Source organism: Microbacterium oxydans (genome assembly GCF_000956525.1).
GTDB classification, from domain to species: Bacteria; Actinomycetota; Actinomycetes; order Actinomycetales; family Microbacteriaceae; genus Microbacterium; species Microbacterium oxydans_A.
Genome location: NZ_JYIW01000024.1, coordinates 303,868 through 328,693 on the forward strand (window position 1 = coordinate 303,868; position 24,826 = coordinate 328,693).

Sequence of the window (24,826 nt, forward strand, 5' to 3'; positions counted from 1 at the left end):
GCGCTCCTCCGCCCTCGATGCGTGCCGTCCCGTGTCCGGGTGTCGGTGACCCGGCTTAGACTCAGAAGGCCATGACCGAAGCTCCCCTCATCGTCTCCGGAACCGCCGGCCCGCAGGGTCAGGACGACCTCCTCGCCGGCCTCAACCCGCAGCAGCTCGACGCCGTGACCTCCCGCGGCCCCGCGCTGCTCATCGTCGCGGGCGCAGGCTCCGGCAAGACGAGCGTGCTCACCCGCCGCATCGCGTTGCTGCTGCGCAACCGCGAGGCATGGCCGAGCCAGATCCTCGCGATCACCTTCACGAACAAGGCGGCAGGCGAGATGCGCGAGCGCGTCGGTTCGCTCGTCGGCGACGTCGCGCGCGGCATGTGGATCTCGACCTTCCACTCGGCGTGCGTGCGCATCCTGCGCCGAGAGGCAGAGCACTTCGGCTTCACCAAGACCTTCACGATCTACGATTCCGGCGATTCACGTGCGCTGCTCAAGCGCTTGGTCAAGGAGCACGAGGCCGACGCGTACGGGCTGACACCGGCATCGGTGCAGTCGCGCATCTCGAAGCTCAAGAACGAGCTGTCGGATGCCGAGTCGTATGCACGGGACGCGAACATGTCCGATCCGGCGGAGCGCATCTTCGTCGAGCTGTTCGCCGACTACCAGCGTCAGCTGCGCAAGGCGAACGCCTTCGACTTCGACGACCTGATCGGCCAGACCGTCTACCTGTTCCGGGCGTTCCCGCAGGTCGCCGACACGTATCGTCGCCGCTTCCGTCACATCCTGGTCGACGAGTACCAGGACACCAACCACGCGCAGTACGCGCTCATCCACGAGCTGACCCGCCCGGTGTCCGGCCCGTCTGCACCGGAGCCGTATGCCTCGAACGGCATGATGATCTTCGAACCGGACCCCGAGCCGCACCCCTCGGCAGCCTCAGGGTCCGACACCGGAGGTGCCTCGCTCACGGTGGTCGGCGACTCCGACCAGTCGATCTACGCGTTCCGCGGCGCCGACATCCGCAACATCAGCGAGTTCGAGCGCGATTTCCCCGGCGCGAAGGTCGTGCTCCTCGAGCAGAACTACCGCTCGACGCAGAACATCCTCTCGGCCGCCAACGCGGTGATCGGCAACAACTTCGACCGCAAGGACAAGAAGCTCTGGAGCGACAAGGGCGACGGCGACGCCATCATCGGCTTCACCGGGTACTCGCAGCACGATGAGGCGCAGTTCGTCGCCGACGAGGTCGAGTCGCTGCGCCGTGCCGGCATGCCCTACTCCGAGATGGCGGTGTTCTACCGCACGAACTCGCAGTCGCGCGCGCTGGAGGAGATCTTCATCCGCTCCGCCGTGCCGTACAAGGTCATGGGCGGCACGAAGTTCTACGATCGCGCCGAGATCAAGGACGCGCTCGCCTATCTGGTGGCCGTCGCGAATCCCGCCGACGACATGTCGGTCCGCCGCATCCTGAACAAGCCACGGCGCGGCATCGGCGACGTCACCGAGACGGCGATCGCCCGGTTCGCCGACGAACACGACATCAGCTTCCGCGACGCCCTCGCGAACTCCACGCAGCTCGGCTTCGGACCGAAGATCCAGGCGGCGATCGCGCATCTCGACGAGGTGCTGGCCGAGGCCTCAGCGATCATGCTTCCTGCCTCCGGCGAGTTGCCGCCGCCGACCACGGTCGCCGACGGCCTCAGTCTGCTGCTGTCGAAGAGCGGCTACCTCGACGCGCTGCGCGCCAGCCGCGACCCGCAGGACGAGGCGCGCGTCGAGAACCTCGACGAGTTCGTCGCCGTGACCCGCGACTTCGCCCGCAACAATCCCGAGGGCACGATCGTCGACTTCCTCACCGAGGTCGCGCTGGTGTCGGATGCCGACGACCTGGAAGACGAGTCGGGCACCGTGTCGCTCATGACGATGCACACCGCGAAGGGGCTGGAGTACGACGCCGTCTTCGTGACCGGCGTCGAGGAAGATCTCATCCCGCACCGCATCTCGGCCGGTGAGCCAGGGGGGCCGCAGGAGGAACGTCGGCTGTTCTACGTCGGCATCACCCGCGCCCGCAAACGGCTGCACCTGTCGCTCGCGATGACCCGCGCGCAGTTCGGCGAGGTCACGGTCGCGATGCCGAGCCGCTTCCTGCAGGAGATCCCGGCCTCGCTGATCGACTGGCGCCAGTCGCCCGGCGACGTGAACTCCCGCGGCGGGATGCAGTCGCGTGCCCTGAACGCGCGTCGAGCCGGCGGCTTCGGCGGCTCGGGCTCTGGAGACCGCTTCGGCGTGAAGCCGCTGCCGGGCAGGGAGTCGCTCAAGCCGCTCTCGACCGCGATGGACAAGTTCCCCAATCGGGTCACCGCCAAGATGCGCGACAACGGCGATCTCGAGCTGACGGCCGGGGATCGCATCCGCCACACCGATTTCGGCGAGGGTCGGGTCGACGCCGTCACGGGAGAGGGCGCGAAGCGCATCGCGCATGTGCGCTTCGACTCCGCCGGGCAGAAGAAGCTCCTCATCAAGGTCGCGCCGATCGAGAAGATCTCCTCAGCGTCGTAGCGCGGCTGCGGCGGGTTAGGCTGGCAGATATGGCCCTCTTCTCCCGCCGCAAGAAGTCCGTCGACGATGCCGTCGCCGCCTCCGACGACGTCACCGAGACCGACGCGCTCACGGCAGACGACGCTCAGACCGACACGCCTGAGCCCGAGGCCGCCCCGCCGTCGATCGGCATCTCGGTGCAGGCATTCCGCGGCGTCGGCGCTGCCGCGGGTCCCGAGGTCGCTCCTCCCGAGGCGCTTCCCGATGTCGATGACAGGACCACCCCTGCGGTCACGCCTCCGACCGTCTCGGCGCCGCTCGCTCCGAAGTCCGCACCCGCAGCGGCCGCGGTCGATCCGAGCGACCGGCGTCTCCCGCTCGGCCCGCTGCTGCCGCCGGAGCAGACCGAGACCGTCGCCGGCATGAAGGACAACGTCCTGCTGCGCGAGGCGCTCAAGCAGATCGAGGCCGGCGCGACGAACGAGCAGCTGCTCGGAGTGATGCGTCAGGCGCTGCAGGGCCACCTGTACATCCGTGTCAACGGCGATGCCCGTGCGCAGATCAGCGAGGGCAAGCCGCTCGCGGTCGCTGTCGTCCGCGACGGTGAGCGCCAGTTCATGCTCGCGTTCAGCTCGGCCGCCGCCGTGCGCGACTCCGTACAGCTCGAGCCGGACCCCGCCGCGACCTCCGCCGTCGCGCAGCCGGTCACCTCGGTGCTGCAGCAGGTCGTCTCGGGCGACTTCGCCGGTCTCATCGTCGACAACGCCTCGGCACCGCACCGCGTGGTCTTCCCCACAGAACTCCTCGAGAAGACGCTCGAGCAGGCCGATGTCGACATGCGGGTCAAGTCGATCCTCGCCTCGCCGCGCGAACAGGATTCGATGAAGAAGGTCGGCGAAGCACTCGCCGCCACCCGCATGTGGGTCGCCGTGAACGACGGCAGCGGCGGCGGACCGGTCGGCATCGCCGAGGCGCAGACGACCGACGGCAAACGGTTCCTCCAGCTGTTCTCGCACCCGCTCGAGGTGATCGCGCTCGGTCGCGGAGATCGTCCGCTGCCCTTCGCCCCCGAGCAGCTCGCCAAGGTGCTCTCGAGCCACGCCGAGATGGCCGGCGTCATCGTCGACTCCGCCGGGCCGTCGATGGTCGTCGACCGCGCGGCGCTCGCCCCGGTGCTCGTGCTCGCTGTCGATCTGGAGGACTGACCTCCGGGGGTTCCGCGTCGAACGGTCGCGCCCTATGGTCGGAGCATGGCCTCAGAACGCGTGACACTGACCGTCGCCGACTCCGATGGAGAGCGCGAGGTCGCGCTGTCGAGCCCGAACCGCGTCGTGTGGCCTGATGTCGGGATCACGAAGGCCGAGCTGGCCGAGTACGTCCAGGTCGTCTCGACACCGTTCCTGGCGGCGAACGGCAATCGCCCGGTGTCGCTCGAGCGGTTCAGGGACGGCGTCGGCGGCGCTGACTCCCCGCGGGCAGCGGGCTTCTTCTCGAAGAACCCGCCCAAGGGCACGCCCGACTTCGTCGATGCGGTCACCGTCACGTACAACAGCGGGCGGCAGCATCCGCAGATCGTGCTGAACCGCGCGAGCGCGATCGTGTGGGCCGTGCAGATGAACACGATCGTGTTCCACCCCTGGGCATCGCTTGCGACGGATGCCGACAACCCCATCGAGCTGCGCATCGACCTCGACCCGCAGCCGGGGACGGACTTCGCCGATGCCGTGACCGCGGCTCACACCCTGCGAGACGTGCTGCGGGAAGCGGGACTCGAGGCCTTCGCCAAGACGAGCGGCAACCGTGGCCTGCACGTCTTCGCGCCGATCGAGCCGACGCACGAGTTCCTCGACGTCCGCCATGCGGTGATCGCCGCTGGACGGGAACTGGAGCGACGGATGCCGGAGCAGGTCACCATGAACTGGTGGAAGGAGGAGCGCGGAGAGCGCATCTTCGTCGACTTCAATCAGGCCAACCGTGACCGCACCATGGCCGGCGCCTACAGCCCGCGCGCGCTGCCGGGGGCGACCGTGTCGACTCCTGTGCACTGGGACGAGCTCGACGGCCTGGATCCGACTCGGTTCACCGTCCGCAGCATCCCGAAGCGGCTCGACGACGTCGGCGACCCGTGGGGCGACATGCAAGCCGCGCCGGGGCGCATCGACACGCTCTTGGAGTGGTGGCAGCGCGATGTCGAGAACGGGCTCGGGGAGCTCTCCTTCCCGCCGGAGTTCCCGAAGATGCCGGGCGAACCCCCGCGCGTGCAGCCGAGCAAGAAGGTCGCGGCGAACTGGGACGAAGACGGCTCGCCCGCAGCGGATGCGTGAGGCTCAGCCGAGGACGTCGGCGAGGTCGTACCCGGCCACCGTGTCGAGCTGTTCATAGGTGCATGAACGCGCCTCGCGATCGGGGCGCCAGCGCTCGAACTGCACGGTGTGCCGGAAGCGGGCGCCCTCCAGCTGGTCGTACCGCACCTCCAGGACGAGTTCGGGGCGCAGCCGCACGAATGACACGTCCTTCGCGCCGCTGAAGCGGGAACGCTCGCCCTCGCCGGTCACGGCGTCGCCTGCGTCGTCACGCTCGACGAGGGGCTCGAGCTCCTCGACCAGCTGCTGTCTGCGCACGTCGCTCCACGCGGCGACTCCACCGACCTGACGCAGCGTGCCGTCGGTGTCGTAGAGGCCGACGAGCAGCGACCCGACGCCCGACCCCGACTTGTGCACCCGATAGCCGAGCGCGACCACATCCGCCGTGCGGGCGTGCTTGATCTTGATGAGCGTGCGCTTGCCAGGCGCGTAGGGCTGGTCGAGCGGCTTGGCGACGACACCGTCGAGGCCAGCCCCCTCGAACTCGGCGAGCCAGCCGACGGCCGCATCCCGGTCGCGCGTCGTGCGGGTGATGTGCAGCGGATGCGCGACGCCGGACATCATCGCCTCCAGCCGTGCGCGCCGTTCGTGGAAGGGGGTGCTGAGCAGGTCGTCGTCGCCCTGAGCGAGCAGGTCGAACGCGATGAACATCGCGGGTGTCTCGGCGGCGAGCTTCGCGACCCGGGACGCCGCGGGGTGGATGCGCTGACTCAGCGCCTCCCAGTCCAGCCGCTGGGCTCCCTCCGGACCGGTGGCCACCACGATCTCGCCATCGAGCAGGCACGGTCCCGGCAGCAGCGACGGCACCGCCTCGACGATCTCGGGGAAGTACCGGGTCAGCGGCTTCGCGCCGCGGGAACCGATCTCGACGGTCTCGCCGTCCCACGAGATGAGCCCGCGGAATCCGTCCCACTTGGGCTCGTACAGCAGCCCGCCGGGCGTCTTCGCGGGGTCCGGCACCGTGGCGGCGGCCTTCGCGAGCATCGGCGAGGGGATCTCATAGGGCATGGCACCATCCTGGCCGCAGCGCATGCCGAGCGGAAGAGTGCGCGCGTCGGAGCGGACGCGACCGGCTCAACCGAAGAGGTCAGCGAGGGTCGCGGGTGTACCGGCGTCCGCGAGCGCGGTGCGTGCGGCGTGCCAGCCGGCCATGCCGTGCACGCCGGGACCCGGCGGCGTCGACCCCGAGGTCAGATACACGCCCTGCATGGGCGTGCGCCAGGGAGTGGGGGAGAGCGCCGGTCGACGCAGCGCCTGGCGGATGTCGAACAATCCGCCCGAGATGTCTCCGCCGATCTCGGCCGGATTGATCGCTTCGCGAGCGGATGCCGGCACCGCATGATGCGCCAGGATGCGGTCGCGGAACCCGGGGGCGAAGCGTTCGATCTGCGCCGTGATGCGCTCGGTGGGGTCGAGGTCGGATCCAGCCGGCACGTGGATGTACGCCCACAGCACTGCGTTCCCGGCCGGTGCCCGCGTCGAATCGAACACCGACGGCTGCACGAGCAGGACGTACGGTCGATCGCTGACCCGGCCGGCAGCGACCGCGTTCTCGCTCGCCCACACCTCGGCCCTCGTGCCGCCGAGGTGCACGGTCGGCGCGGTGGCGACATCGGCGTTCGCCCACGGCACCGGGCCGTCGAGTGCGAAGTCGACCTTCGCGACGCCAGGCCCGTAGCGGTATCGGGTGAGGGTGCGAGCGTAGCCGGCGGGGATGTCGGAGTGCGTGAGGGCGAGACGCGGGGAGGTGTTCAGCACGAGCAGGTCGCCACGACCGGGGTCGCCCCAGTCGAGTGCATCGAGGTCGGTGACGTGCACGTCGGTCTCGACGGTGCCGCCGCGCACCTCGATATCGGCGACCAGCGCGTCGGCGATCGTCTGCGCCCCGCCGCGCGGGTACGCCCAGCCGCCGGCGTGCCCGTGCGCCGCGAGCAGCAACCCGGCGGCGGCCGCGGCGAGGGAGGGGAGCGGGGCGTTCGCGTGGGCGACCACGCCCGACATCAGCGCGGCGGCCGCGTCGCCGAGGAACGCCGACGAGGCGAGCGGGGTGCCCTGCTCCAGCATCCGGATCGCATACCGGGCGGCGGTGATCGGGTCGCCGGGGACGCGCAGCAGCTGATTGCCGGTGAAGTCGACCACGCCGTCGATGTGCGTGCTCAGCGGGCGGAGTCGAGTCAGCCAGGCGTCGCCGTCGACACCGAGGCCGGCGGCGGTGCGTTCGATGTCGCGCCACGCGATGGCAGCGCGGCCTCCGTCGAGCGGATGCGCGTAGGAGATGTCCGGATGGATCCAGTCGACGCGATCGTCGAGACCGAATGCCCGGAAGATCGGGGAGGAGCGGGCAGCCGGATGCACCGCAGAGCACACGTCGTGACGGAATCCGGGAAGCGTGAGCTCCTGTGTTCGGAGGCCGCCGCCGATCGTCGAGGCCGACTCGAGCACCCGCACGTCGTAGCCCGCACGGCCGAGCGCCACCCCCGCGGCGAGACCGTTCGGGCCAGAGCCGATCACGGTCGCTCGTGCCATGACCTCAGTCTCGCACGGTCACTCGACGCAGACGGTCGAAACCACCCCCAGGACGTGCGATCCTGGAACTGATGAAAGAAGTACAGGGGCCGACCCCCGCAGGCACCTCACGTCCATACCGTTCGCTCCCGGAAGCGCTGCGCGCGCACCGCATCGACCCGTCGAACCACGCGTTCATCACGGCCATCGTCGATGCGATCGGAATCAGCTCGTTCATCGATCGAGGCCGCTACATCGAGGCGATCCGCCGCGGTGAAGGTGCACCACTGCACATCGGCCGCACGTACACGAACGGATTCACGGAAGACGAACGACTCGTCGTCGGCTCGGCGGCACTGCGACTGCAGCCGAGCGAGGGGCGGGCACCGCTCTTCTACGTCAGCCACCCGAGCGAGTTCATCCCGCTGACCCCGCAGCGTGCGCCGAAGCGCGCCACGACCCCTCGGGTCTCAGCGCCGCGGGAACGCCCGTCGAAGCCGGTCGAGGAGCGGGACTACGGCGTGTGCGACGTCTGCTTCATGGTGAAGACGCCCGCCGGCGGGTGCGGCTGCGACTGAGGCGCGGGGCGCGCTTCGACAGGCTCAGCGACCCAGGGTGGCTCAGCGACCCAGCGTGATGCGCGCTTCGACAGGCTCAGCGACCCAGTGGTGGCTCAGCGACCCAAGGGTGGCTCAGCGACCCAGGGTGGGTGAGGGGCGCTTCGACAGGCTCAGCGACCCAGGGGTGATGGGCGGCTCAGACGAACGCGCTCATGCCGGTGATGTCGCGGCCGAGCAGCAACGCCTGCACGCTCTCGGTGCCCTCGTACGTGTGGATGGCCTCGATGTCGGCGAGGTGCTGCATCACGCCGTTCTCCAACAGGATGCCGTTGCCGCCGAGCAGGTCTCGCGCCGTCGACGCCACACGCCTCGCGGCACGCGTGTTGTGGAACTTCGCGAGTGAGGCCTGGGTCGGCCGCAGCTGGCCAGCCGTCTCGAGGTCGGCGAGGCGGCGGCAGTACAGCTGCATCGCGGTGACGTCCTCGAGCATGTGGGTGAGCCGCTCCTGCACCATCTGGAACTTCGCGAGCGGTTTGCCGAACTGCACGCGCTCCGTGGCGTAGGCCAGTGCGGCCTCGTAGCAGGCGGTCGCGTGGCCGAGCGCCGACCAGGCGACGCCCGAGCGTGTGGCGTACAGCACGATCGAGGCGTCCTTGAAACTCTTCGTCCCCGGCAGTACCGCGTCGAGCGGCACGCGGACGTCATCGAGCACGATGTGCGCCTGGTGGATCGCGCGCAGCGACGCCTTGCCGCGGATGACGGTGCCCGTGTAGCCGGGGGTGTCCTGCTCGACCAGGAAGCAGCGGACAGCACCGTGCTCCTCGGCGGTCTCATCGTCGACGCGGGCCCAAACGAAGGTGATGCCGCCCGAGGCGCCGTTGCCGATCCACTTCTTCGTGCCGCGGAGCACCCAGCTGTCGCCCTCGCGGCGGGCTGTGGTCTCGAGCGAGACGGAGTCGGAGCCGTGGTCTGGCTCGGTGAGCGCGAACGAACCGAGCACCGAGGCATCCGCGAGCCCTGTGAGCCAGCGCTCCTGCTGGGCCGGTGAGCCGAACAGGGCGAGCGTGCGCAGTGCGAGTCCGCCCTGCACGGCGAGGATCGTCCCCAGCGAGCCGTCGCCGCGCGAGATCTCCATGTTGACGAGGCCGGCGGCGAGCGGCGAGAGTCGCGTGAGCTCGGGGTGGTCGATGCCGTCGACGACGAGATCCATCTCGCCCATGCGTCTGGCGGCCTCGAGCGGATACTCGGCGCGGTCCCAGGCATCCGCCATCTGCGGCGCGACCTCGTCGACGTACGCCTTCGCACGATCCCAGGCCGCGCGATCGTCGGCGGGGATGTCGGAGAACACCGCGTAGTAGTCGGTGTCCTGGCGGCCGGTGATGTCGTACGAGGCGACGCGTTCGCCGGGGAACGGGGAGGCGTGGGTGCTCATGGAGGGCTCCTTCGGTGGCACCAAGTATCGTACGCCCCGATACTCGGTTCCACCACACGAGCCGCAGTCGTCACCGCTGCCCAGCAGTGGAGCGGCGGTGCTCAGTCGAGCTGCGTCTGCAGGCGGCGCGTGACCTCGGCGATCGGCATCGACCGCGGGAACACCGCGACCACGACGTCGTCCGGAGCGCTCTCCGGCTGTTCGGCGGCGACACCGTACCGGCGACGCACATCGGCCAGCGCGTTCTGCAGGGTCGAGAGCGGCACCTTCTTCGTGCCGCGGAGCAGCTGACGCAGCACGTGATTGTGCACGGCCGTCACGAGGGCGGCGAAGGCGACGGCGTCGAGCGGATCGACGCCCGGCAGCGCGCCGCGCAGGTACTCGTCGAATAGTCGCTCGTACCGGAACACCGTGATGATCTCGCGCTCGCGCAGCACCGGCACCTCGCGCACGATCCGATAGCGACGCCTGGCGAGCTCCGGATCGTTCGCGAAGTGCGAGAAGACGGATTCGGATGCGGCGCACACCGCGGCCCACGGATCGTCGTGCCCCTCGGCGAGGAACTCGCGCAACCGGTCGAGCAGCGCCTCGTGGTCGGCGAAGACGACGTCTTCCTTGCCGCCGAACTGGCGGAAGAAGGTCGAGCGAGATACGCCTGCGGCCTTGGCGATCTGCTCGACGGACGTCTGATCGAACCCCTGCGCGGCGAAGAGCTCGAGCGCGGCGGCGACGACGCCGGTGCGCAGTTCTGCGGATTCGTGCATGGCGAAAGCCTAGACCTCAGTGCGCTGCGCGCGCAGACGGGCAACAGGAGCGCTCAGATCCAGGTAGTAGGCTGGGGGACTGGTCGATGTCTCGACATCGAGAGAATTACCAGACAGCAGCCCAGTGAAGGAACCACAGTGGATCTGTACGAGTACCAGGCACGAGACGTTTTCGAAAAGTACGGAGTGCCGGTTCTCGCCGGCATCGTCGCGGACACCCCTGAAGAGGTGAGGGCGGCTGCCGAGAAGATCGGCGGAGTGGTCGTCGTCAAGGCTCAGGTGAAGACCGGCGGCCGTGGAAAGGCGGGCGGCGTCAAGGTCGCCAAGACGCCCGACGAGGCGTACGAGGCAGCGAAGGCCATCCTCGGCCTCGACATCAAGGGCCACGTCGTCAAGCGCGTCATGGTCGCCCAGGGTGCACGCATCGCCGAGGAGTTCTACTTCTCCGTGCTGCTCGACCGCGCCAACCGCTCCTACCTGAGCCTCTGCTCGGTCGAGGGCGGCATGGAGATCGAGGAGCTCGCAGTCGAGCGTCCCGAGGCGCTCGCCCGCGTCGAGGTCAACCCGCTCACGGGTATCGACAAGGCGAAGGCCGTCGAGATCGCCCGCGCGGCGAACTTCCCCGAAGACCTCATCGAGAAGGTCTCCGACGTCTTCGTGAAGCTCTTCGACGTCTACAAGGGCGAGGACGCGACGCTGGTCGAGGTCAACCCGCTGGTCCGCACCGAAGAGGGCGACATCATCGCGCTCGACGGCAAGGTCACGCTCGACGACAACGCCTCCGAGATCCGTCACCCCGAGCACGAAGCGCTCGAGGACAAGGACGCCGCCGACCCGCTCGAGGCCAAGGCCAAGGCATCCGGCCTCAACTACGTGAAGCTCGACGGCGAGGTCGGCATCATCGGCAACGGCGCAGGACTCGTCATGTCGACGCTCGACGTCGTCGCCTACGCGGGCGAGAACCACAACGGCGTCAAGCCGGCCAACTTCCTCGACATCGGCGGCGGCGCCTCGGCTGCGGTCATGGCCGCAGGCCTCGACGTCATCCTGAACGACCCGCAGGTCAAGAGCGTGTTCGTCAACGTCTTCGGTGGCATCACGGCGTGCGACGCCGTGGCCAACGGCATCAAGGGCGCACTCGAGACGCTGGGAGCGACTGCCTCCAAGCCGCTCGTCGTGCGCCTCGACGGCAACCGCGTCGACGAGGGTCGCGCGATCCTCGCCGAGTACGCGCACCCGCTCGTCACCCTGGCCGCCACCATGGACGAGGGCGCCGACAAGGCCGCCGAGCTCGCCAACGCTTGATCGCCTGAGACACAAGGAACCAGAGCTATGTCTATCTACCTCAACAAGGACTCCAAGGTCATCGTCCAGGGCATCACCGGCGGCGAGGGCACCAAGCACACCGCACTGATGCTCAAGGCCGGCACCCAGGTCGTCGGTGGCGTCAACGCCCGCAAGGCCGGCACCACGGTCTCGCACACCGACAAGGACGGCAACGCCGTCGAGCTGCCCGTCTTCGCATCGGTCGCCGAGGCCATGCAGGAGACCGGCGCAGACGTGTCGATCGCCTTCGTCCCCGGCGCCTTCACGAAGGACGCGATGATCGAGGCCATCGACGCCGAGATCCCGCTGCTCGTGGTCATCACCGAGGGCGTGCCCGTCGGCGACTCGGCCGAGGCCTGGGCCTACGCGCAGAGCAAGGGCAACACGACCCGCATCATCGGGCCGAACTGCCCCGGCATCATCACGCCCGGTGAGGCGCTCGTCGGCATCACGCCGGCGAACATCACGGGCAAGGGACCGATCGGCCTCGTGTCGAAGTCGGGCACCCTGACCTACCAGATGATGTTCGAGCTGCGCGACCTCGGCTTCTCGACCGCCATCGGCATCGGCGGCGACCCGGTCATCGGCACCACGCACATCGACGCGCTCGCCGCGTTCGAGGCCGACCCCGAGACCAAGGCCATCGTCATGATCGGCGAGATCGGCGGCGACGCCGAGGAGCGCGCGGCCGACTACATCAAGGCGCACGTCACGAAGCCGGTCGTCGGCTACGTGGCCGGCTTCACGGCTCCCGAGGGCAAGACCATGGGCCACGCAGGCGCCATCGTCTCCGGCTCGGCGGGTACCGCTCAGGCCAAGAAGGAGGCCCTTGAGGCCGCCGGGGTCAAGGTCGGCAAGACGCCGTCCGAGACCGCCGACCTGATGCGTGCGATTGTCGAAGCGCTCTGATCTGAGTTACGCTTGATAAGAAGGCCCCGGACTCCACTCTGGGGCCTTCTTTCATGCCCGGGTGCGAGATCGAGTCCGGACATCGGATCACCTGCTCCAGGAGGTGTCTCCGGTCGACCGGAGCGTTCGGCGCGGTGCCATGGGATGCGAAAGAGGGGCGGATGCCGCAGCATCCGCCCCTCTTCGAATCAGTGCGTCAGACCGCGACGCCGAACAGGGCCTCGATCGGACCGCGTGCGAAGAACAGCACGAATCCGGCGGCGACGACCCAGAGCAGCGGGCTGACCTTCCTGGCCTTGCCGGACAGCGCCTGCACGAGCACCCAGCTCACGAAGCCCGCACCGATGCCGTTGGCGATCGAGTAGGTCAGCGGCATCACCGTCACGGTGAGGAACACCGGCAGCAGCACGCTGAAGTCGCCCAGATCGATGTACTTGATCTGCGCCATCATCATGGCGCCGACGATCACCAGCGCCGCGGCCGCGATCTCGGTCGGCACGATCGAGGTGAGCGGGGTGAGGAACATCGCGAGCAGGAAGATCGCACCGGTCACGACGTTCGCGAGACCCGTACGGGCTCCTTCGCCGATGCCGGCGCCGGATTCGATGAACACGGTGCTCGACGACGACGAGGTGGCACCACCCGCGATCGCGCCGACACCCTCGACGATCAGCGCCGACTTGATGCGCGGGAAGTCGCCCTTCTCGTCGGCGAGGCCGGCTTCCTTCGCGAGGCCGGTCATGGTGCCCATGGCGTCGAAGAAGTTCGAGAACACGAGCGTGAACACGATCATGACGAGGGCGACGAGGCTGACCTTGTTGAAGTCGAACCCGAAGTCGACCGCACCGACCAGGCTGAGGTCGGGGAAGCTGACCGGGGAACCGGTGAGCGCGGGGACGGTCAGGCTCCAGCCGCCGGGGTTGAGCTCGCCGTCGGAACCGATCTGCGGACCGAGGTGCCAGATCGCCTCGACGATCACCGCCAGCACGGTGCCGGAGACGAGACCGATCAGCAGACCGCCCTTGACCTTGCGGGCCACGAGGATGCCGGTGAGGATCAACGTCGCGACGAACAGCAGGGTGGGAACCGTCGCGATCGAGCCGGCGATGCCGAGTCCGACCGGGGGTGATGCCGCGCCTGTGGCGGTGACGAACCCGGAGTTCACGAAACCGATGAAGGCGATGAAGAAGCCGATGCCGACGGTGATCGCGATCTTCAGCTGGAACGGCACGGCGTCGAAGATCAGCTTGCGAAGGCCGGTCGCTGCGAGCAGCACGATCACGATGCCGTTGATCATCACGAGCGCCATCGCCTCGGCCCAGGTGACCTGGCCGACGACGGAGAACGCGACGAAGGCGTTGATGCCGAGGCCGGCGGCGAAGCCGAACGGCAGGCGGGTGACGAGACCGAACAGGATCGTCATGACACCGGCGGTCAGCGCGGTCGCGGCGCCGACGGCGCTGAAGTTCAGCGTGGTGCCGTCGACATCTGCGGCGCCGGTGAGGATGATCGGGTTGAGGATCACGATGTAGGCCATGGTGACGAACGTCACCAGACCACCTCGAACCTCTGTGCCGACAGTGGATCCGCGTTTGCTGATCTCGAAGAATCGATCGAGTGCGTTCTTGGGCTCCGCGGTCGCGGGAGCAGGGGACGGGGCAGTTGTCATCGGGGGAACCTCCGGAGGAGACGATATCGTGTCGCCCGCACCCGCGCGCGCCCCCGGGTCGCCCTCGGGTTCTCGTCGTAGTCTCGAAACGCTATGCAACGCCTCCTCGTCGCGCTCCTCGCTGCCATCGACGCCGCCATCGCGGCCGCCGTCGGTCTCGTCGTGCTGCTCGCGCCGCTGACCCTGCTGTGGACCCTCGCATTCGGCATCACGGCCGATTGGGGCGCCCTCTGGCCGCTCACCGGCACACTGTGGGCGTTCGGCCACGGTGTGCCGATCGACGTGGCGATCCCGCCCGAACTCATCGTCGCCCTCGCGATCCCCGCAGAGGCTGCTGCGTTCACGGTCTCGATCACCCCGCTGGCGTTCCTGCTGTTCACGGTGCTGTTCGCGGCACGCTCAGGTGCCAGGGCCGCGAAGGCTGGCGCCTGGGCGACCGGCGTGCTCTCCGGCGCGATCGTGTTCGCCGCGATCAGTGCGACGGTCGCGTTCACGTCGCACGTGGTGGCAGCCGAGACCCCGCTCGTGCTCGCCATCGTGCTGCCGGCCGCCGCGTATCTGGTCGGCGCGCTGTTCGGCGCCGTGCGCATCGCCTGGGAGGACGGCGACGGCGGTGTGCTCGACGCGCTGCATGATCTCGTCGACTCCTGGGGCGACTGGGGACCGGTGCCGGCCGCCATCGTCAGAGGCACCGCCTTCGTGCTGGTCGCCGTGCTCGGTGCCGGTGCGCTCGCCGTGGCGGTGATGACGCTGCTGCGTGGCGGCGAGGTCGTCGCGCTGTTCCAGTCCGCTCGCGTCGACGCGCTGGGCGCGGTCATCATGACGCTCGGGCAGCTCGTCTACCTCCCGACCATGATCGTCTGGGCGGTGTCGTGGCTCGCCGGCCCCGGCTTCGCCGTCGGCGTCGGCACCGCCGTCTCACCCGCAGGCACGCAGCTCGGCGTGGTCCCCGGCATCCCGATCTTCGGTCTGCTGCCGGCGAACAGCTCGATCTGGATGCTGATCGTCATCCTGGTCCCGGTCGGCGCGGGTGCGTTCGCCGGGTGGGCCGTGCGCTCGCGTCTGGTCTGGGAGGACACCCCGCTCACGATGGGGCCTCGTGCCGCCATCGCCGGCGGCATCGGTGTCGTCACCGCGGGCCTCGCCGCCCTCGCGGCCGTGCTGGCCTCGGGCTCGATCGGACCAGGACGGCTGACCGAGGTCGGCCCGGCCCCGCTGCCGTTCGCGCTCGCGCTCGGCGCCGAGGTGCTGCTCGGCGCCGCGATCCTGCTGCTCGCGCCCCGGCACCGCGACGAGCTCGCCGAGGAGCGCACCGACCGCTGGAACGCCGAGATGACCACGGTGTCGTCGTGGGACGAGGTGGCACCCGAGGGTGCGGTCTGGCCGAGCGCTGCCACGGCCTGGCCGTCGGACGGCGAGACCGGAGGTGTCCCCATCGGTTCTGCCGACGACACGGCGCCGCTCGATCTCGACCGGTTCCGTCCCCCGGACAGCCCGAGGGACTGACGCCAGTCGGCCGGCGGTCCGCAGGGCCGACTCACGGACGGAACAGCGGCGCGGCCCCGGGTAGACTTGGCGCGTGCTCACGGTCGCCGTTCTCATCTCGGGCACCGGCTCGAACCTTCGCGCCCTCCTCGAGGCTGCTCGCCATCCCGATTTTCCTGCGCGGGTCGTCGTCGTCGGCGCCGACCGCGAGGCCGACGGACTCGCCCACGCGGAGGAGTTCGGCATCCCGAGCTTCACGGTCCCGTGGCACGAGCACGAGAGTCGCGAGGCCTGGGGCGATGAGGTCGCCAGGCAGCTCGACGTGTGGTCGCCCGACCTCGTCGTGCTCAGCGGTCTCATGCGGCTGCTGCCGCCATCGCTGGTGGCCCGCTACTCACCGCGTCTGATCAACACGCACCCGGCGTTCCTGCCCGAGTTCCCCGGCGCGCACGGTGTGCGCGACGCGCTGTCCTCCGGAGCGACGCAGACCGGGGCGAGTGTCATCGTCGTCGACGACGGCGTCGACACCGGACCGATCCTGGCGCAGGAGCGCATCGAGATCGTCCCCGGCGACACCGAGCACAGCCTGCACGAGCGCATCAAGCCCGTCGAGCGACGCCTGCTGATCGACGTGGTCCGCGGCATCGCGACCGGCGAGCTCGCACTGACCCCCGCATCCTGACCGACTTCCCCCAACGCACTCACGCACGAAGGAGCCCATCATGGCCGGCCCCCGCCACGACCACTCGCTCTACCGCGAACGCGACACGGTGCCGATCCGTCGCGCACTCGTCTCGGTGAGCGACAAGAGCGACCTGCTCTCGCTCGCCGCGGCCCTGGCCGCCGCCGGCGCCGAGATCGTCTCGACCGGTTCGACGGCCGCGACGATCCGCGAGGCCGGCTATGAGGTCACCGATGTCGCCGCCGTCACCGGCGTCGCCGAGATGCTCGACGGGCGCGTGAAGACGCTGCACCCGAAGATCCACGGCGGGCTGCTCGCCGACCTGCGCCTGGAGGACCACGAGCGCCAGCTGCAGGAGCTCGACATCACGCCCTTCGACCTCGTCGTCGTGAACCTGTACCCGTTCGTGGAGACCGTGGCATCCGGCGCCCAGGGCGACGATGTGGTCGAGCAGATCGACATCGGCGGCCCTGCCATGGTGCGCGCTGCCGCGAAGAACCATGCGAACGTCGCGATCGTGGTCTCGCCCCAGTCGTACCCAGCCGTGATCGCCGCGATCGCAGACGGCGGCACGACGCTGTCACAGCGCCGTGAGCTCGCGGCCCGCGCCTTCGCCCACACCGCCGCCTATGACACGGCCGTCGCCTCGTGGTTCGCCGAGGGCACGCTGAACGCCGACGGCGATCTGCCCGCCCACCTCACGATCCAGGCCGAGCGCCTCGCGACGCTGCGCTACGGCGAGAACTCGCACCAGCGCGGCGCCATCTACACCCGCGCCGGCGGCCACGGCATCGCCCAGGCCACGCAGCTGCAGGGCAAGGAGATGTCGTACAACAACTACGTCGACGCGGATGCCGCGCTGCGCGCCGCGTACGACATGGTCAAGCCGGCCGTCGCGATCATCAAGCACGCCAACCCGTGCGGCATCGCCACCACCGCGCCGAACGCGCTCGACCCGATCGCCAGCGCGCACCTCCGCGCCCACGAGTGCGACCCGGTGTCGGCATACGGCGGGGTGATCGCCGCGAACGGCACCGTGACGCTGAAGATGGCCGAGAACCTGAAGGACATCTTCACCGAGGTCATCGTCGCCCCGTCGTTCGAGCCGGCGGCGCTCGAGGTGTTCAAGGCCAAGAAGAACCTGCGGCTGCTGCAGCTGCCGGAGGACTGGCAGCAGGAGCGCATGGATGTCCGCCTCGTCTCCGGCGGCCTGCTGCTGCAGGATGCCGACCGGTTCCCCGACGACATCGTGTCGGTCGCGAAGAACTGGGAGCTCGTCTCCGGTGATCGTCCGAGCGACGAGGAGATGGAGAACCTCATCTTCGCGTGGAAGGCCTGCCGCGCGGTGAAGTCGAACGCGATCGTGCTCGCGAAGGACAACGCGACGGTCGGTGTCGGCATGGGCCAGGTCAACCGTGTCGACTCGTGCCGCCTCGCGGTCGAGCGTGCCGGCGACCGCGCAGCCGGATCGGTCGCATCCTCCGATGCGTTCTTCCCCTTCGCCGACGGTGCGCAGGTGCTGATCGACGCTGGCGTCACCGCGATCGTGCAGCCGGGCGGATCCGTGCGCGACGGCGAGGTCGTCGACGCCGCCCGCAAGGCCGGCGTGACCATGTTCTTCACGGGCGAGCGTCACTTCTTCCACTGAGACGCGGCATCGCCTGATAGACGGGGCTCGGGGACAGTCGTCCCCGAGCCCCGTCTCACGTCGCGACGATCGCGCCCATCGCGACCGTGGACGCCGCCATCGCGATGTGATGCAGCCGATGCGACCAGGACGGACGAGCGCGGAGGGCGATCACCGCGAGGACGACCGTGCCCGCGCACACTGCGGCGCTCAGGAGTTGCGGCAGCGCTGCAGCTGCAGCGTGCGCGTGCGACCCGGCCGCGACGAGCGGCGTCGGCCCCATCGTCGGCATCAGCAGCACCAGCACGCCGGTGGCGACGAGCCCGAGCGCGAGGTGCGCGGACAACGGTGCAGGGCCACTGGGCGCCGACGAGGTCGTCGACGCCCGGCGAACGGCGGCGAGTGCGAGCGCCGCCACGAGCATGAGCGCGAACCACACGACCGGCGGGAGCAGTGAGAGCGTCATGGTGTCCGCCATGCCGAACAGCATGAGCAGTGCGGCCAGGAGCTCGGGCGCGGCCGAACGGCTCGGCGAACCCGCGAGCGCGCATACGCCGACCGCCGCCAGCAGGAGCGTGCCCAGGTGCAGGACGTCGGTCATCACCCTGGCTGGTCATCGGGCACGGTGACCCTGCGCCACGGCGCACCAGCGACATCGCTCGGCGCGGCAGCGGCGAACGCGATCGCCCCCGCTGCGACGTCGAGCGCGACGGTGAGCTTCGTCTCCCAGCGCAGATGCTCCGGCTCCTCAGGGCGCGCACGCACCGAGATCGGTGCATCGGGGATCGCGCCGAACGCCAGCGCCCGCTCGCGGTCGTCGATGATCTCGGCGTGCTCCGCGGCATCCGTCAGGCACTGATATCTCGGCACGCTCGTCGTCTCGTACGGCGAGTACTCGCCCGCGGCGAGCGTCTCGTCGAGGAAGTGGTTCGTGTGCGCGATGGTGCCGCCTCGCGACGCAGGGAGCACCGCGACGCCGGCCGGGGCGACCTCGATGCACGCGGCATCCGGCGTCCGGCCGTCGAAGGTCACGACGGTCAGCACGCTCGATGCCGCGAGCGGGATGCTGCGGGCGATGTCGGCGGCCTCTGCCACCGTGCTCGCCCGGTCGAGGATCATCCGAGCCAGCACATGCACCGGCACCCCCGGCCCCGCACCGTCGCTGCGGTGATGGAGGATGTTGAAGTGCAGGCCGAGACCGCGGTCGTTGACGCCGATCTTGGCCGGCTGACCGAACTCGGCGAAGGTCACGACGCGAGCCCCGGAGGCCGCGTGCAGCCGGCGGACGACCGTCTCGTTCGACAGCGTCTCGAGCCAGTCCCACGTCTGCAGGGTGCGCGGGGGCGTCGCGTCCGATGGGACGTGCACGACCGTCGAGCACTCCATCGACGGCGTCATCCGCGCCAGGATCTCGGTCCGCGCGGTGAGCAGCTGCACGTCGGTGAGCGACAGCCCGCTGCCCTCCGCGATGCCGAGGAACTCCTCCGCGATCTCCGGCGCCACGGCGCGCACGGCATCACCGCACTCGTCCGCGATCGTGCGCGCCCGGTCTGCCGAGACACCCGACTGTTCGAACAGGCGCAGATAGGAGTCACGCGCTGCATGCAGCTGCGGCGCCCAGCGCTCGCCGTACCGGCGGCCCTCGCTGCGCACATCGGCCGACGCTGCGGTCCACTCGTGCACGATCACGCGTCGCCTCCGATGCGCTCGACGAGCTCGGCCACATCGCCGTAGGGGCACCCGCGTGCACGAGATGCCGCCGCCACCCGCTGTCGCACCTCGTGGGGCTTGTCCTGGCTGACCTTGAACACCGCGCGCTGCTCGATGACCTCGAACCGGAACGACACGATTCCGCCGACGATGCGCTCGAATGTGGGCAGCGAGTTCGTCATGTCCCACGCGGTCGGCTCGAGCGCCTCGAGGTCCTCGACCGTCCGCGTCACGACGTGCACGCCGTCATCGGCGCCCTCGAGCACCGTGACCCGTGCGGTGAGGTGCACAGCGGCGTAGTCCCACGTCGGGACGTTCGGGTCGTCGGCGTAGGTCGTCGGGGAGACGTAGTCGTGCGGCCCGGAGAAGATCAACAGCACCGATTCGCCGTCTGACAGCTGCTGCCACTGCGGGTTCTTGCGGGCGATGTGACCCAGCAGCTCGCCACCGACGAAACCGCCGTCTGCGGCCATCCGCTCGATGATGACCGGGGTGTGGGTCGCGGTGGGCGCGCCGGATGCGCCGCCGCCGTTCGACACGATGAGCGCGAACGGATGCCGCCGCACGAGCTCGTTCACCTCGTGCTGCGATGGGGCCGGGTACTTCTCGAACTCGTACACGGTCAGCCCGCAGCGCAGAGGATCGCGTCCCACGCCGTCTCGCCCGCGAGCGTGGCCACCGCGGTGGAGTTGAGGGACAGCCGGCCGCGCGAGGTGCCGGGGTCGGCGGGGAGGGCCACCTCGTCGGTGGTCAGCGCGAACAGGGTGTCGCCGTCGAGCGGGGTGTGGAAGGGCTGGATGCCGCGATGCATCGAGCTGTGCACCTGCAGGCCGAACTGCTTCAGCTCGACGTCGGACAGCTGCACGTTCGTCACGACTGCCGTGATGGTCGTGTTGCCCGACATGGAGTCGACGAGCCGCGATTCGCTGATCGCCTCCTCGTAGTCGAGCGCCGGATGGCGGCGCTCACCCGTTGTGGCGTCGTAGTTGCCGCGGATGATCTGCCCCTGCCGATCCAGGATGACGCCGTAGGGATTGAGGACGGTGACCACGAGCACCTTCACATCGCCGATCTGCCGGAAGGCGACACCCTGCCCGGTGAACTCCACCCTGGCCGGGTCGACCTTGCCGGAGGACGCCGAGGCGCCGCCGCCGACCCGACCGACCTCGACCACGCCCTGCCGCGCCGCATCCAGTGCGGCTCTGCCCAGCGCGGCATCCGGGTACACCGAATTGTCACGCACCGAGTAGTCGTAGATGATCGCGCCGGAGACGAGCTGCAGCTGATCGAAGCTCGACCGGTGCTCTGTGCGGTCGAACAGTGCCTCCGACACTCCGGCGACCGCCGAGAGACCGTACACGGAGCCGCCGGCGAGGCAGATCGCGTGGTTGAAGCCGTAGAGTCCGCTGGCGCCGACCGCGCCACCGCGTCGGTCGCTGAAGGTGCGCGCGCCGGCGGGGATCGACAGCACCGTCGCCCCGGTCGGCCCCTCCGCGTACTCGGCGGTGCCGAGCAGCACACCGGGGAAGTCGTACTCGACCAGTCCGCGGTCGGTGCCGTGCACGGGGGAGAGGGCGTAGTCGCCGTTGGAGCGACGCGGTCCTGCGGGGAGGACGGGTGCGAGGCGGTGGGTGTCGGTCACGATGAGAGCTCCTGGAACAGTTGACGCGAATAGGGATGGGTCGGCAGGTCGTAGAACACCTCGGTCGGGGCGTGCTCGACGATCTCGCCGGCGCGCATCACCGCCACGTGGTGGGAGATGTACCGCACGGCCGCGAGGTCGTGCGAGATGAAGAGGGCGGCGAACCCGTGCTCGGCCTGCAGATCCTGGATGAGGTTGAGGATCTGCGCCTGCACCGACACGTCGAGCGCGCTCACCGCCTCGTCGAAGACGATGAAGGCGGGGTGCGTGACCAGCGCTCTCGCGACGCTCACCCGTTGCAGCTGACCACCGGAGAGCTGATGCGGCCGGCGGGTGGCGAACGAGGCGGGGAGGCCGACGCTCTCGAGCATCGCCAGTGCGCGCTGCTCGGTCGCCGCACTCCGACGTTCGTGCACGAGCACCGGCTCCAGGACCGAGGAGAGCACGGTGGAGCGGGGATCGAGCGCCCAGCGCGGATGCTGCAGCACGGCCTGCATCCGTCCGGCGCGTGAACGCAGACTCCGGGCGAGCGGAGCGCCCTGGAACCGCACGGATCCGGAATCCGGCCGCTGCAGCCCGAGGACGACGGCACCGGTCGTGGTCTTGCCGGAGCCTGACTCACCGACGAGGCCGAGGGTCTGCCCAGGCGTGACCGAGAAGGACACGTGCGACATCGCCCTGACCTCGCGTCGGCCCGCTCCGATGCCGGAGGTGAAGGAGACGCAGACGTCGTCGAGTTCGATCGTCGGGACGGTGCCCGCGTCTGCCGCTGAGTGTTCGGCGCTCATGCGGACAGCTCCTCTCCTGGGTGCGACCCCGCTCGATGGTCGGCGTCGACGAGCTCCGCTGCACGGATGCAGAGGCTGTGACGCTCACCGAGCGGTTCGGGACGCACGACCTCGCAGGCGTCGATCCGGTGGGCGCAGCGGGCCGCGAACGCGCATCCCTCCGACTCGCCGTGCAGCACCGGCGGGGAGCCGGGGATGCTCGCGAGGCGCTCGCCGCGGCGCGCCCTCGACGGGTCGGTGGCGGCGAGCGCGCGGGAGTACGGATGCACCGGGCGTCCGAGCACCGCCGCCGCCGGCCCGCGCTCGACCACGCGTCCGGCGTACATCACGGCGACCTGGTCGCACCATCTGGCGACTGCGGGCAGATCGTGACTCAGCCAGATGATCGTCGTGCCCTGTTCCTGCGCCTGCGTGAACAGGAGTCGGATGACCTCCTCGCGCACCTGACTGTCGAGCGCGGCGGTCGGTTCGTCGGCGATCAGCAGCTTGGGGCGACGACACATCGCCATGGCGATCGCCACGCGCTGCGCCATGCCGCCGGAGACCTGATGGGGGAACAGTCGGATGACGCGTGCCGGGTCGGAGATCTGCATCGCCGCGAGCAGCTCGACCTGGCGGGCCACCGAGTCGTCGTCAGCGACCGCGCGGAGGATGAGCCTGAGCTGCGCGCCGATCCGCATGGTCGGGTCGAGGGAGCCGATCGGGTCCTGGGCGATGTACGCGAGGGTGTCGCGCCGGTACGCCCGCAGGGCATCGTCGTCGAGGCCGAGGACATCGATGCCGTCGACCTCCAGCTGCCCGCGGACGATGCTCGCGGACCGCGGCTGCAGGCGGCCGATGGCGGCTGCGAGCGTGGACTTCCCCGAACCGGATTCGCCGACGATCGCGACGGAGCTGCCGTCGGCGACGTCGAGGTCGACCCCGTCGAGCGCGCGGACCGTGGTCGCTCCGGTGAACTCCAGGGCGAGATCGCTGATGCGGATGGCGGTCATCGGAGGGACCTCGTCTCTCGCGGTTCGAATCGGTCGCGGAGTCCGTCGCCGATGATGTTGATGCACAGGATCGAGATGACCAGCACGGCGCCGGGGATGACGACCAGTTGCGGCGTCTGCGTCATGTAGAGCATCCCCTGCTGGATGAGCAGCCCGAGTGACGCCTCCGGCACCTGCACGCCGAAGCCGAGGAAGCTCAGCCCGCCCTCGACGAGGATCGCAACGGACAGGGCGTAGCTCGCCTGCACCGCGATCGTGCCGGAGATGTTCGGCAGCAGGCGGCGCGCGAAGATCACCGGGGTGCGCACGCCGCTGATGCGGGCGGAGATGATGAAGTCGCGTTCCGACACCGCGCGGGTGGCGATGCGCACGACCCTCGTCATGAGGGGGATCGTGATCACGACGATGCTGATGATCGCGGCCGGCCGGCCGGGTCCGAGCAATGCGGACACCAGGATCGCCAGCACCAGCGCGGGGAAGGCGTAGAGCACGTCGGCGACGCGCATCACCGCTTCGTTCACAGCACCGCCGTAGTAGCCGGCGAGCATGCCGAGCAGCGTGCTGACGAAGGCGGAGCACAGGACGGCGACGATCGAGACCACCAGGGTGGTCGCCGTGCCCTGGAAGAGTCGGGGGAGCAGCGAGCGGCCGAGGTTGTCGGTACCGATCGGCGCGAGGGCGGATGGGCCTTCGAGTCGACCGCCGACCGTGGCGCTCGTCGACCCGGTGACGCCGGTCAGCACCGCGATCACCGTCACGATCACGATCACGCCGAGCACGATGGTCGCGGTGCGCAACACCGCATCGCTGCGACGCCAGGCGCCGCGTGTCGCCCGGCTCGCCGCTCGCACGCGGTAGGTGGCTGTGGGTGCGACGCTCATCGGCGGCTCCCTCCGGTCAGGCGCAGGCGCGGATCCAGCGCATTCGCGATGAGGTCGACGAGCAGGCTCGCGACGATGAACACGATGGCGGCCAGCAGCACGGCGCTCTGCACGATCGCGTAGTCGCGCCGTCCGAGTGCCGTCTGCAGGTACGACCCCATGCCGGGGATGTTGAACACGAACTCGACGATCACGGTGCCGCCGAGCAGGACGGCGACGAGCGCGCCGACGATCGTGAGGATCGGGGCTGCGGCGTTGCGCAGCACATGGTGCCGCACGATGAACCACGGCGTCTCCCCACGCGCCACGGCCGCCTGGACGTGCGGTTCGACGAGCACGTTCATCACCGCATCCCTCGTGTTCCTGGCGATGACCGCGATGCAGCCGACCGCCAGCACCGTCACGGGGAGCACGAGCGAGCCGAAGAACCGGGCGGGATCGACCGCGAACGGGGCGAATCGCCCCACCGAGACCCCGAGTCCGAGCGTGGAGACCGCGAAGACCAGGATTCCAGCGAGCAGGAACTCCGGGATGCTGATGCCGAGCGCGCTGACGATACGTCCGACTGCACCGGCAGATCCCTCAGAGCGGAGTGCGGCGATGAAACCGAGCGGGATGCCGACGAGCAGGGTGACGACGATGGTCAGCAGGGCGATGGTCGCCGTGACCGGCAGCCGCGCGGCGAACTCCTCGGTCACCGACACGTTCGAGACGAACGAGTACCCGAGGTCGCCGGTGAGGACGCCGAAGAGCCAATGGAAGTACTGGGTGACCACCGGATCGTCGAGTCCGGACTGGGCCACGGCCTGGGCCCGCTGCGCCTCGGTGGCGAGCGGACCCAGGACGAGGTCGGTGTAGTCGCCCGGCATGAGGCGCACGGACGCGAAGATCAGCACCGAGACGACGACGAGCGTCAGCAGTGCGGCGCCGATGCGCCGGAGCGACCACAGAGCGACGGCCATG

The 24,826-nt window shown here is 69.6% G+C and carries 22 protein-coding genes; 9 read left to right on the plus strand and 13 right to left on the minus strand.

The genetic code is table 11. The features are described 5' to 3' along the window. Window positions 1-71: 71 nt before the first annotated feature. From RS83_RS09925 to ligD, 3 genes are read left to right on the plus strand one after another with little or no spacing between them, the layout of a single operon-like run. Complete coding sequence (locus RS83_RS09925) at window positions 72-2,549, plus strand: ATP-dependent helicase (protein ID WP_045279329.1); 2,478 nt, start codon at window positions 72-74, stop codon at window positions 2,547-2,549. A 29-nt stretch (window positions 2,550-2,578) separates the two neighbouring features. Next, window positions 2,579-3,733, plus strand: coding sequence for an SseB family protein (locus tag RS83_RS09930; RefSeq protein WP_052679054.1), 1,155 nt, complete (start codon window positions 2,579-2,581; stop codon window positions 3,731-3,733). Between the two features lie 45 nt (window positions 3,734-3,778). Continuing rightward, window positions 3,779-4,852: a non-homologous end-joining DNA ligase gene (gene ligD, locus RS83_RS09935; protein WP_045279330.1), complete on the plus strand. Its 1,074-nt coding sequence runs from the start codon at window positions 3,779-3,781 to the stop codon at window positions 4,850-4,852. 3 nt (window positions 4,853-4,855) lie between these two features. Here the strand turns inward: ligD and RS83_RS09940 are convergent, their stop codons facing one another. Together RS83_RS09940 and RS83_RS09945 are read right to left on the minus strand one after the other, a co-directional pair. Next, window positions 4,856-5,899 carry an ATP-dependent DNA ligase gene (locus RS83_RS09940; protein WP_045279331.1) on the minus strand — a complete coding sequence of 348 codons (1,044 nt, stop codon included), beginning with the start codon at window positions 5,897-5,899 and terminating at the stop codon, window positions 4,856-4,858. A 66-nt stretch (window positions 5,900-5,965) separates the two neighbouring features. Next, a complete protein-coding gene (locus RS83_RS09945) occupies window positions 5,966-7,417 on the minus strand; it encodes a phytoene desaturase family protein (RefSeq protein WP_045279332.1) in 1,452 nt (483 codons plus the stop codon). Between the two features lie 71 nt (window positions 7,418-7,488). On the opposite strand from RS83_RS09945, the gene RS83_RS09950 reads away from it, so the two are divergent. Beyond that, on the plus strand, window positions 7,489-7,974 hold the full coding sequence (locus RS83_RS09950; protein ID WP_045279333.1) for an SLC41A family transporter: 486 nt from the start codon (window positions 7,489-7,491) through the stop codon (window positions 7,972-7,974). 178 nt (window positions 7,975-8,152) lie between these two features. Here RS83_RS09950 and RS83_RS09955 read toward each other — a convergent pair whose 3' ends face one another. Continuing rightward, the gene (locus RS83_RS09955; protein WP_045279334.1) at window positions 8,153-9,388 is read right to left on the minus strand and encodes an acyl-CoA dehydrogenase family protein; all 1,236 of its coding nucleotides are present in this window, start codon (window positions 9,386-9,388) and stop codon (window positions 8,153-8,155) included. 101 nt (window positions 9,389-9,489) lie between these two features. Then, complete coding sequence (locus tag RS83_RS09960) at window positions 9,490-10,152, minus strand: TetR/AcrR family transcriptional regulator (RefSeq protein ID WP_045279335.1); 663 nt, start codon at window positions 10,150-10,152, stop codon at window positions 9,490-9,492. 138 nt (window positions 10,153-10,290) lie between these two features. Between RS83_RS09960 and sucC the strand changes: the two genes are divergently transcribed. Then, entirely contained in the window at window positions 10,291-11,457 is a 1,167-nt protein-coding gene (gene sucC, locus RS83_RS09965) for an ADP-forming succinate--CoA ligase subunit beta (RefSeq protein ID WP_045279336.1), read from the plus strand. A gap of 27 nt (window positions 11,458-11,484) precedes the next feature. Next, entirely contained in the window at window positions 11,485-12,387 is a 903-nt protein-coding gene (sucD, locus tag RS83_RS09970) for a succinate--CoA ligase subunit alpha (RefSeq protein WP_045279337.1), read from the plus strand. A gap of 196 nt (window positions 12,388-12,583) precedes the next feature. Here sucD and RS83_RS09975 read toward each other — a convergent pair whose 3' ends face one another. After that, on the minus strand, window positions 12,584-14,056 hold the full coding sequence (locus tag RS83_RS09975) for an NCS2 family permease (RefSeq protein WP_045279338.1): 1,473 nt from the start codon (window positions 14,054-14,056) through the stop codon (window positions 12,584-12,586). A gap of 93 nt (window positions 14,057-14,149) precedes the next feature. On the opposite strand from RS83_RS09975, the gene RS83_RS09980 reads away from it, so the two are divergent. The 3 genes from RS83_RS09980 to purH all read left to right on the plus strand — a co-directional run bounded on the left by RS83_RS09980 (window position 14,150) and on the right by purH (window position 17,871). Beyond that, window positions 14,150-15,562 carry a DUF6350 family protein gene (locus RS83_RS09980; RefSeq protein WP_045279339.1) on the plus strand — a complete coding sequence of 471 codons (1,413 nt, stop codon included), beginning with the start codon at window positions 14,150-14,152 and terminating at the stop codon, window positions 15,560-15,562. A 73-nt stretch (window positions 15,563-15,635) separates the two neighbouring features. Further along, a complete protein-coding gene (gene purN, locus RS83_RS09985) occupies window positions 15,636-16,223 on the plus strand; it encodes a phosphoribosylglycinamide formyltransferase (RefSeq protein ID WP_045279340.1) in 588 nt (195 codons plus the stop codon). Between the two features lie 40 nt (window positions 16,224-16,263). Next, window positions 16,264-17,871, plus strand: coding sequence for a bifunctional phosphoribosylaminoimidazolecarboxamide formyltransferase/IMP cyclohydrolase (gene purH / locus RS83_RS09990; RefSeq protein ID WP_045279341.1), 1,608 nt, complete (start codon window positions 16,264-16,266; stop codon window positions 17,869-17,871). Window positions 17,872-17,926: 55 nt separating this feature from the next. Here purH and RS83_RS18325 read toward each other — a convergent pair whose 3' ends face one another. The 8 genes from RS83_RS18325 to RS83_RS10030 are packed head-to-tail and all read right to left on the minus strand — an operon-like array spanning window position 17,927 to window position 24,825. Further along, window positions 17,927-18,451 (minus strand): hypothetical protein, encoded by a 525-nt coding sequence (locus tag RS83_RS18325; protein ID WP_052679055.1) that lies wholly within the window; start codon window positions 18,449-18,451, stop codon window positions 17,927-17,929. Continuing rightward, window positions 18,451-19,539, minus strand: coding sequence for a C45 family autoproteolytic acyltransferase/hydolase (locus RS83_RS10000; RefSeq protein ID WP_045279342.1), 1,089 nt, complete (start codon window positions 19,537-19,539; stop codon window positions 18,451-18,453). Before RS83_RS10000 ends, RS83_RS18325 begins: the two co-directional genes overlap by 1 nt. Then, window positions 19,536-20,213 carry an FMN-binding negative transcriptional regulator gene (locus tag RS83_RS10005; RefSeq protein ID WP_052679056.1) on the minus strand — a complete coding sequence of 226 codons (678 nt, stop codon included), beginning with the start codon at window positions 20,211-20,213 and terminating at the stop codon, window positions 19,536-19,538. Before RS83_RS10005 ends, RS83_RS10000 begins: the two co-directional genes overlap by 4 nt. Further along, complete coding sequence (locus RS83_RS10010) at window positions 20,183-21,202, minus strand: P1 family peptidase (protein ID WP_230114111.1); 1,020 nt, start codon at window positions 21,200-21,202, stop codon at window positions 20,183-20,185. The genes RS83_RS10005 and RS83_RS10010 overlap by 31 nt, the downstream gene beginning before the upstream one ends. Next, window positions 21,199-21,990, minus strand: a complete 792-nt coding sequence (locus RS83_RS10015) for an ATP-binding cassette domain-containing protein (protein WP_045279343.1) — start codon at window positions 21,988-21,990, stop codon at window positions 21,199-21,201. Before RS83_RS10015 ends, RS83_RS10010 begins: the two co-directional genes overlap by 4 nt. Beyond that, a complete protein-coding gene (locus RS83_RS10020) occupies window positions 21,987-22,982 on the minus strand; it encodes an ABC transporter ATP-binding protein (protein WP_045279344.1) in 996 nt (331 codons plus the stop codon). The genes RS83_RS10015 and RS83_RS10020 overlap by 4 nt, the downstream gene beginning before the upstream one ends. Further along, window positions 22,979-23,863 carry an ABC transporter permease gene (locus RS83_RS10025; RefSeq protein WP_052679058.1) on the minus strand — a complete coding sequence of 295 codons (885 nt, stop codon included), beginning with the start codon at window positions 23,861-23,863 and terminating at the stop codon, window positions 22,979-22,981. Before RS83_RS10025 ends, RS83_RS10020 begins: the two co-directional genes overlap by 4 nt. Further along, window positions 23,860-24,825 carry an ABC transporter permease gene (locus RS83_RS10030; RefSeq protein ID WP_045279345.1) on the minus strand — a complete coding sequence of 322 codons (966 nt, stop codon included), beginning with the start codon at window positions 24,823-24,825 and terminating at the stop codon, window positions 23,860-23,862. Before RS83_RS10030 ends, RS83_RS10025 begins: the two co-directional genes overlap by 4 nt. Window position 24,826 lies beyond the last annotated feature (1 nt).

What these genes read in the sequence shown, in the direction of transcription:
- RS83_RS09940 (WP_045279331.1), bottom strand. Translation starts at nt 5,899, where the DNA reads ATGCCCTATGAGATCCCCTCGCCGATGCTCGCGAAGGCCGCCGCCACG.
- RS83_RS09945 (WP_045279332.1), bottom strand. Translation starts at nt 7,417, where the DNA reads ATGGCACGAGCGACCGTGATCGGCTCTGGCCCGAACGGTCTCGCCGCG.
- RS83_RS18325 (WP_052679055.1), bottom strand. Translation starts at nt 18,451, where the DNA reads ATGACCGACGTCCTGCACCTGGGCACGCTCCTGCTGGCGGCGGTCGGC.
- RS83_RS10025 (WP_052679058.1), bottom strand. Translation starts at nt 23,863, where the DNA reads ATGAGCGTCGCACCCACAGCCACCTACCGCGTGCGAGCGGCGAGCCGG.
- RS83_RS10015 (WP_045279343.1), bottom strand. Translation starts at nt 21,990, where the DNA reads ATGAGCGCCGAACACTCAGCGGCAGACGCGGGCACCGTCCCGACGATC.
- RS83_RS09930 (WP_052679054.1), top strand. Translation starts at nt 2,579, where the DNA reads ATGGCCCTCTTCTCCCGCCGCAAGAAGTCCGTCGACGATGCCGTCGCC.
- purH (WP_045279341.1), top strand. Translation starts at nt 16,264, where the DNA reads ATGGCCGGCCCCCGCCACGACCACTCGCTCTACCGCGAACGCGACACG.
- RS83_RS09925 (WP_045279329.1), top strand. Translation starts at nt 72, where the DNA reads ATGACCGAAGCTCCCCTCATCGTCTCCGGAACCGCCGGCCCGCAGGGT.
- sucD (WP_045279337.1), top strand. Translation starts at nt 11,485, where the DNA reads ATGTCTATCTACCTCAACAAGGACTCCAAGGTCATCGTCCAGGGCATC.
- RS83_RS10020 (WP_045279344.1), bottom strand. Translation starts at nt 22,982, where the DNA reads ATGACCGCCATCCGCATCAGCGATCTCGCCCTGGAGTTCACCGGAGCG.
- RS83_RS09980 (WP_045279339.1), top strand. Translation starts at nt 14,150, where the DNA reads ATGCAACGCCTCCTCGTCGCGCTCCTCGCTGCCATCGACGCCGCCATC.
- RS83_RS10030 (WP_045279345.1), bottom strand. Translation starts at nt 24,825, where the DNA reads ATGGCCGTCGCTCTGTGGTCGCTCCGGCGCATCGGCGCCGCACTGCTG.
- RS83_RS09975 (WP_045279338.1), bottom strand. Translation starts at nt 14,056, where the DNA reads ATGACAACTGCCCCGTCCCCTGCTCCCGCGACCGCGGAGCCCAAGAAC.
- RS83_RS09960 (WP_045279335.1), bottom strand. Translation starts at nt 10,152, where the DNA reads ATGCACGAATCCGCAGAACTGCGCACCGGCGTCGTCGCCGCCGCGCTC.
- ligD (WP_045279330.1), top strand. Translation starts at nt 3,779, where the DNA reads ATGGCCTCAGAACGCGTGACACTGACCGTCGCCGACTCCGATGGAGAG.
- RS83_RS09950 (WP_045279333.1), top strand. Translation starts at nt 7,489, where the DNA reads ATGAAAGAAGTACAGGGGCCGACCCCCGCAGGCACCTCACGTCCATAC.
- RS83_RS09955 (WP_045279334.1), bottom strand. Translation starts at nt 9,388, where the DNA reads ATGAGCACCCACGCCTCCCCGTTCCCCGGCGAACGCGTCGCCTCGTAC.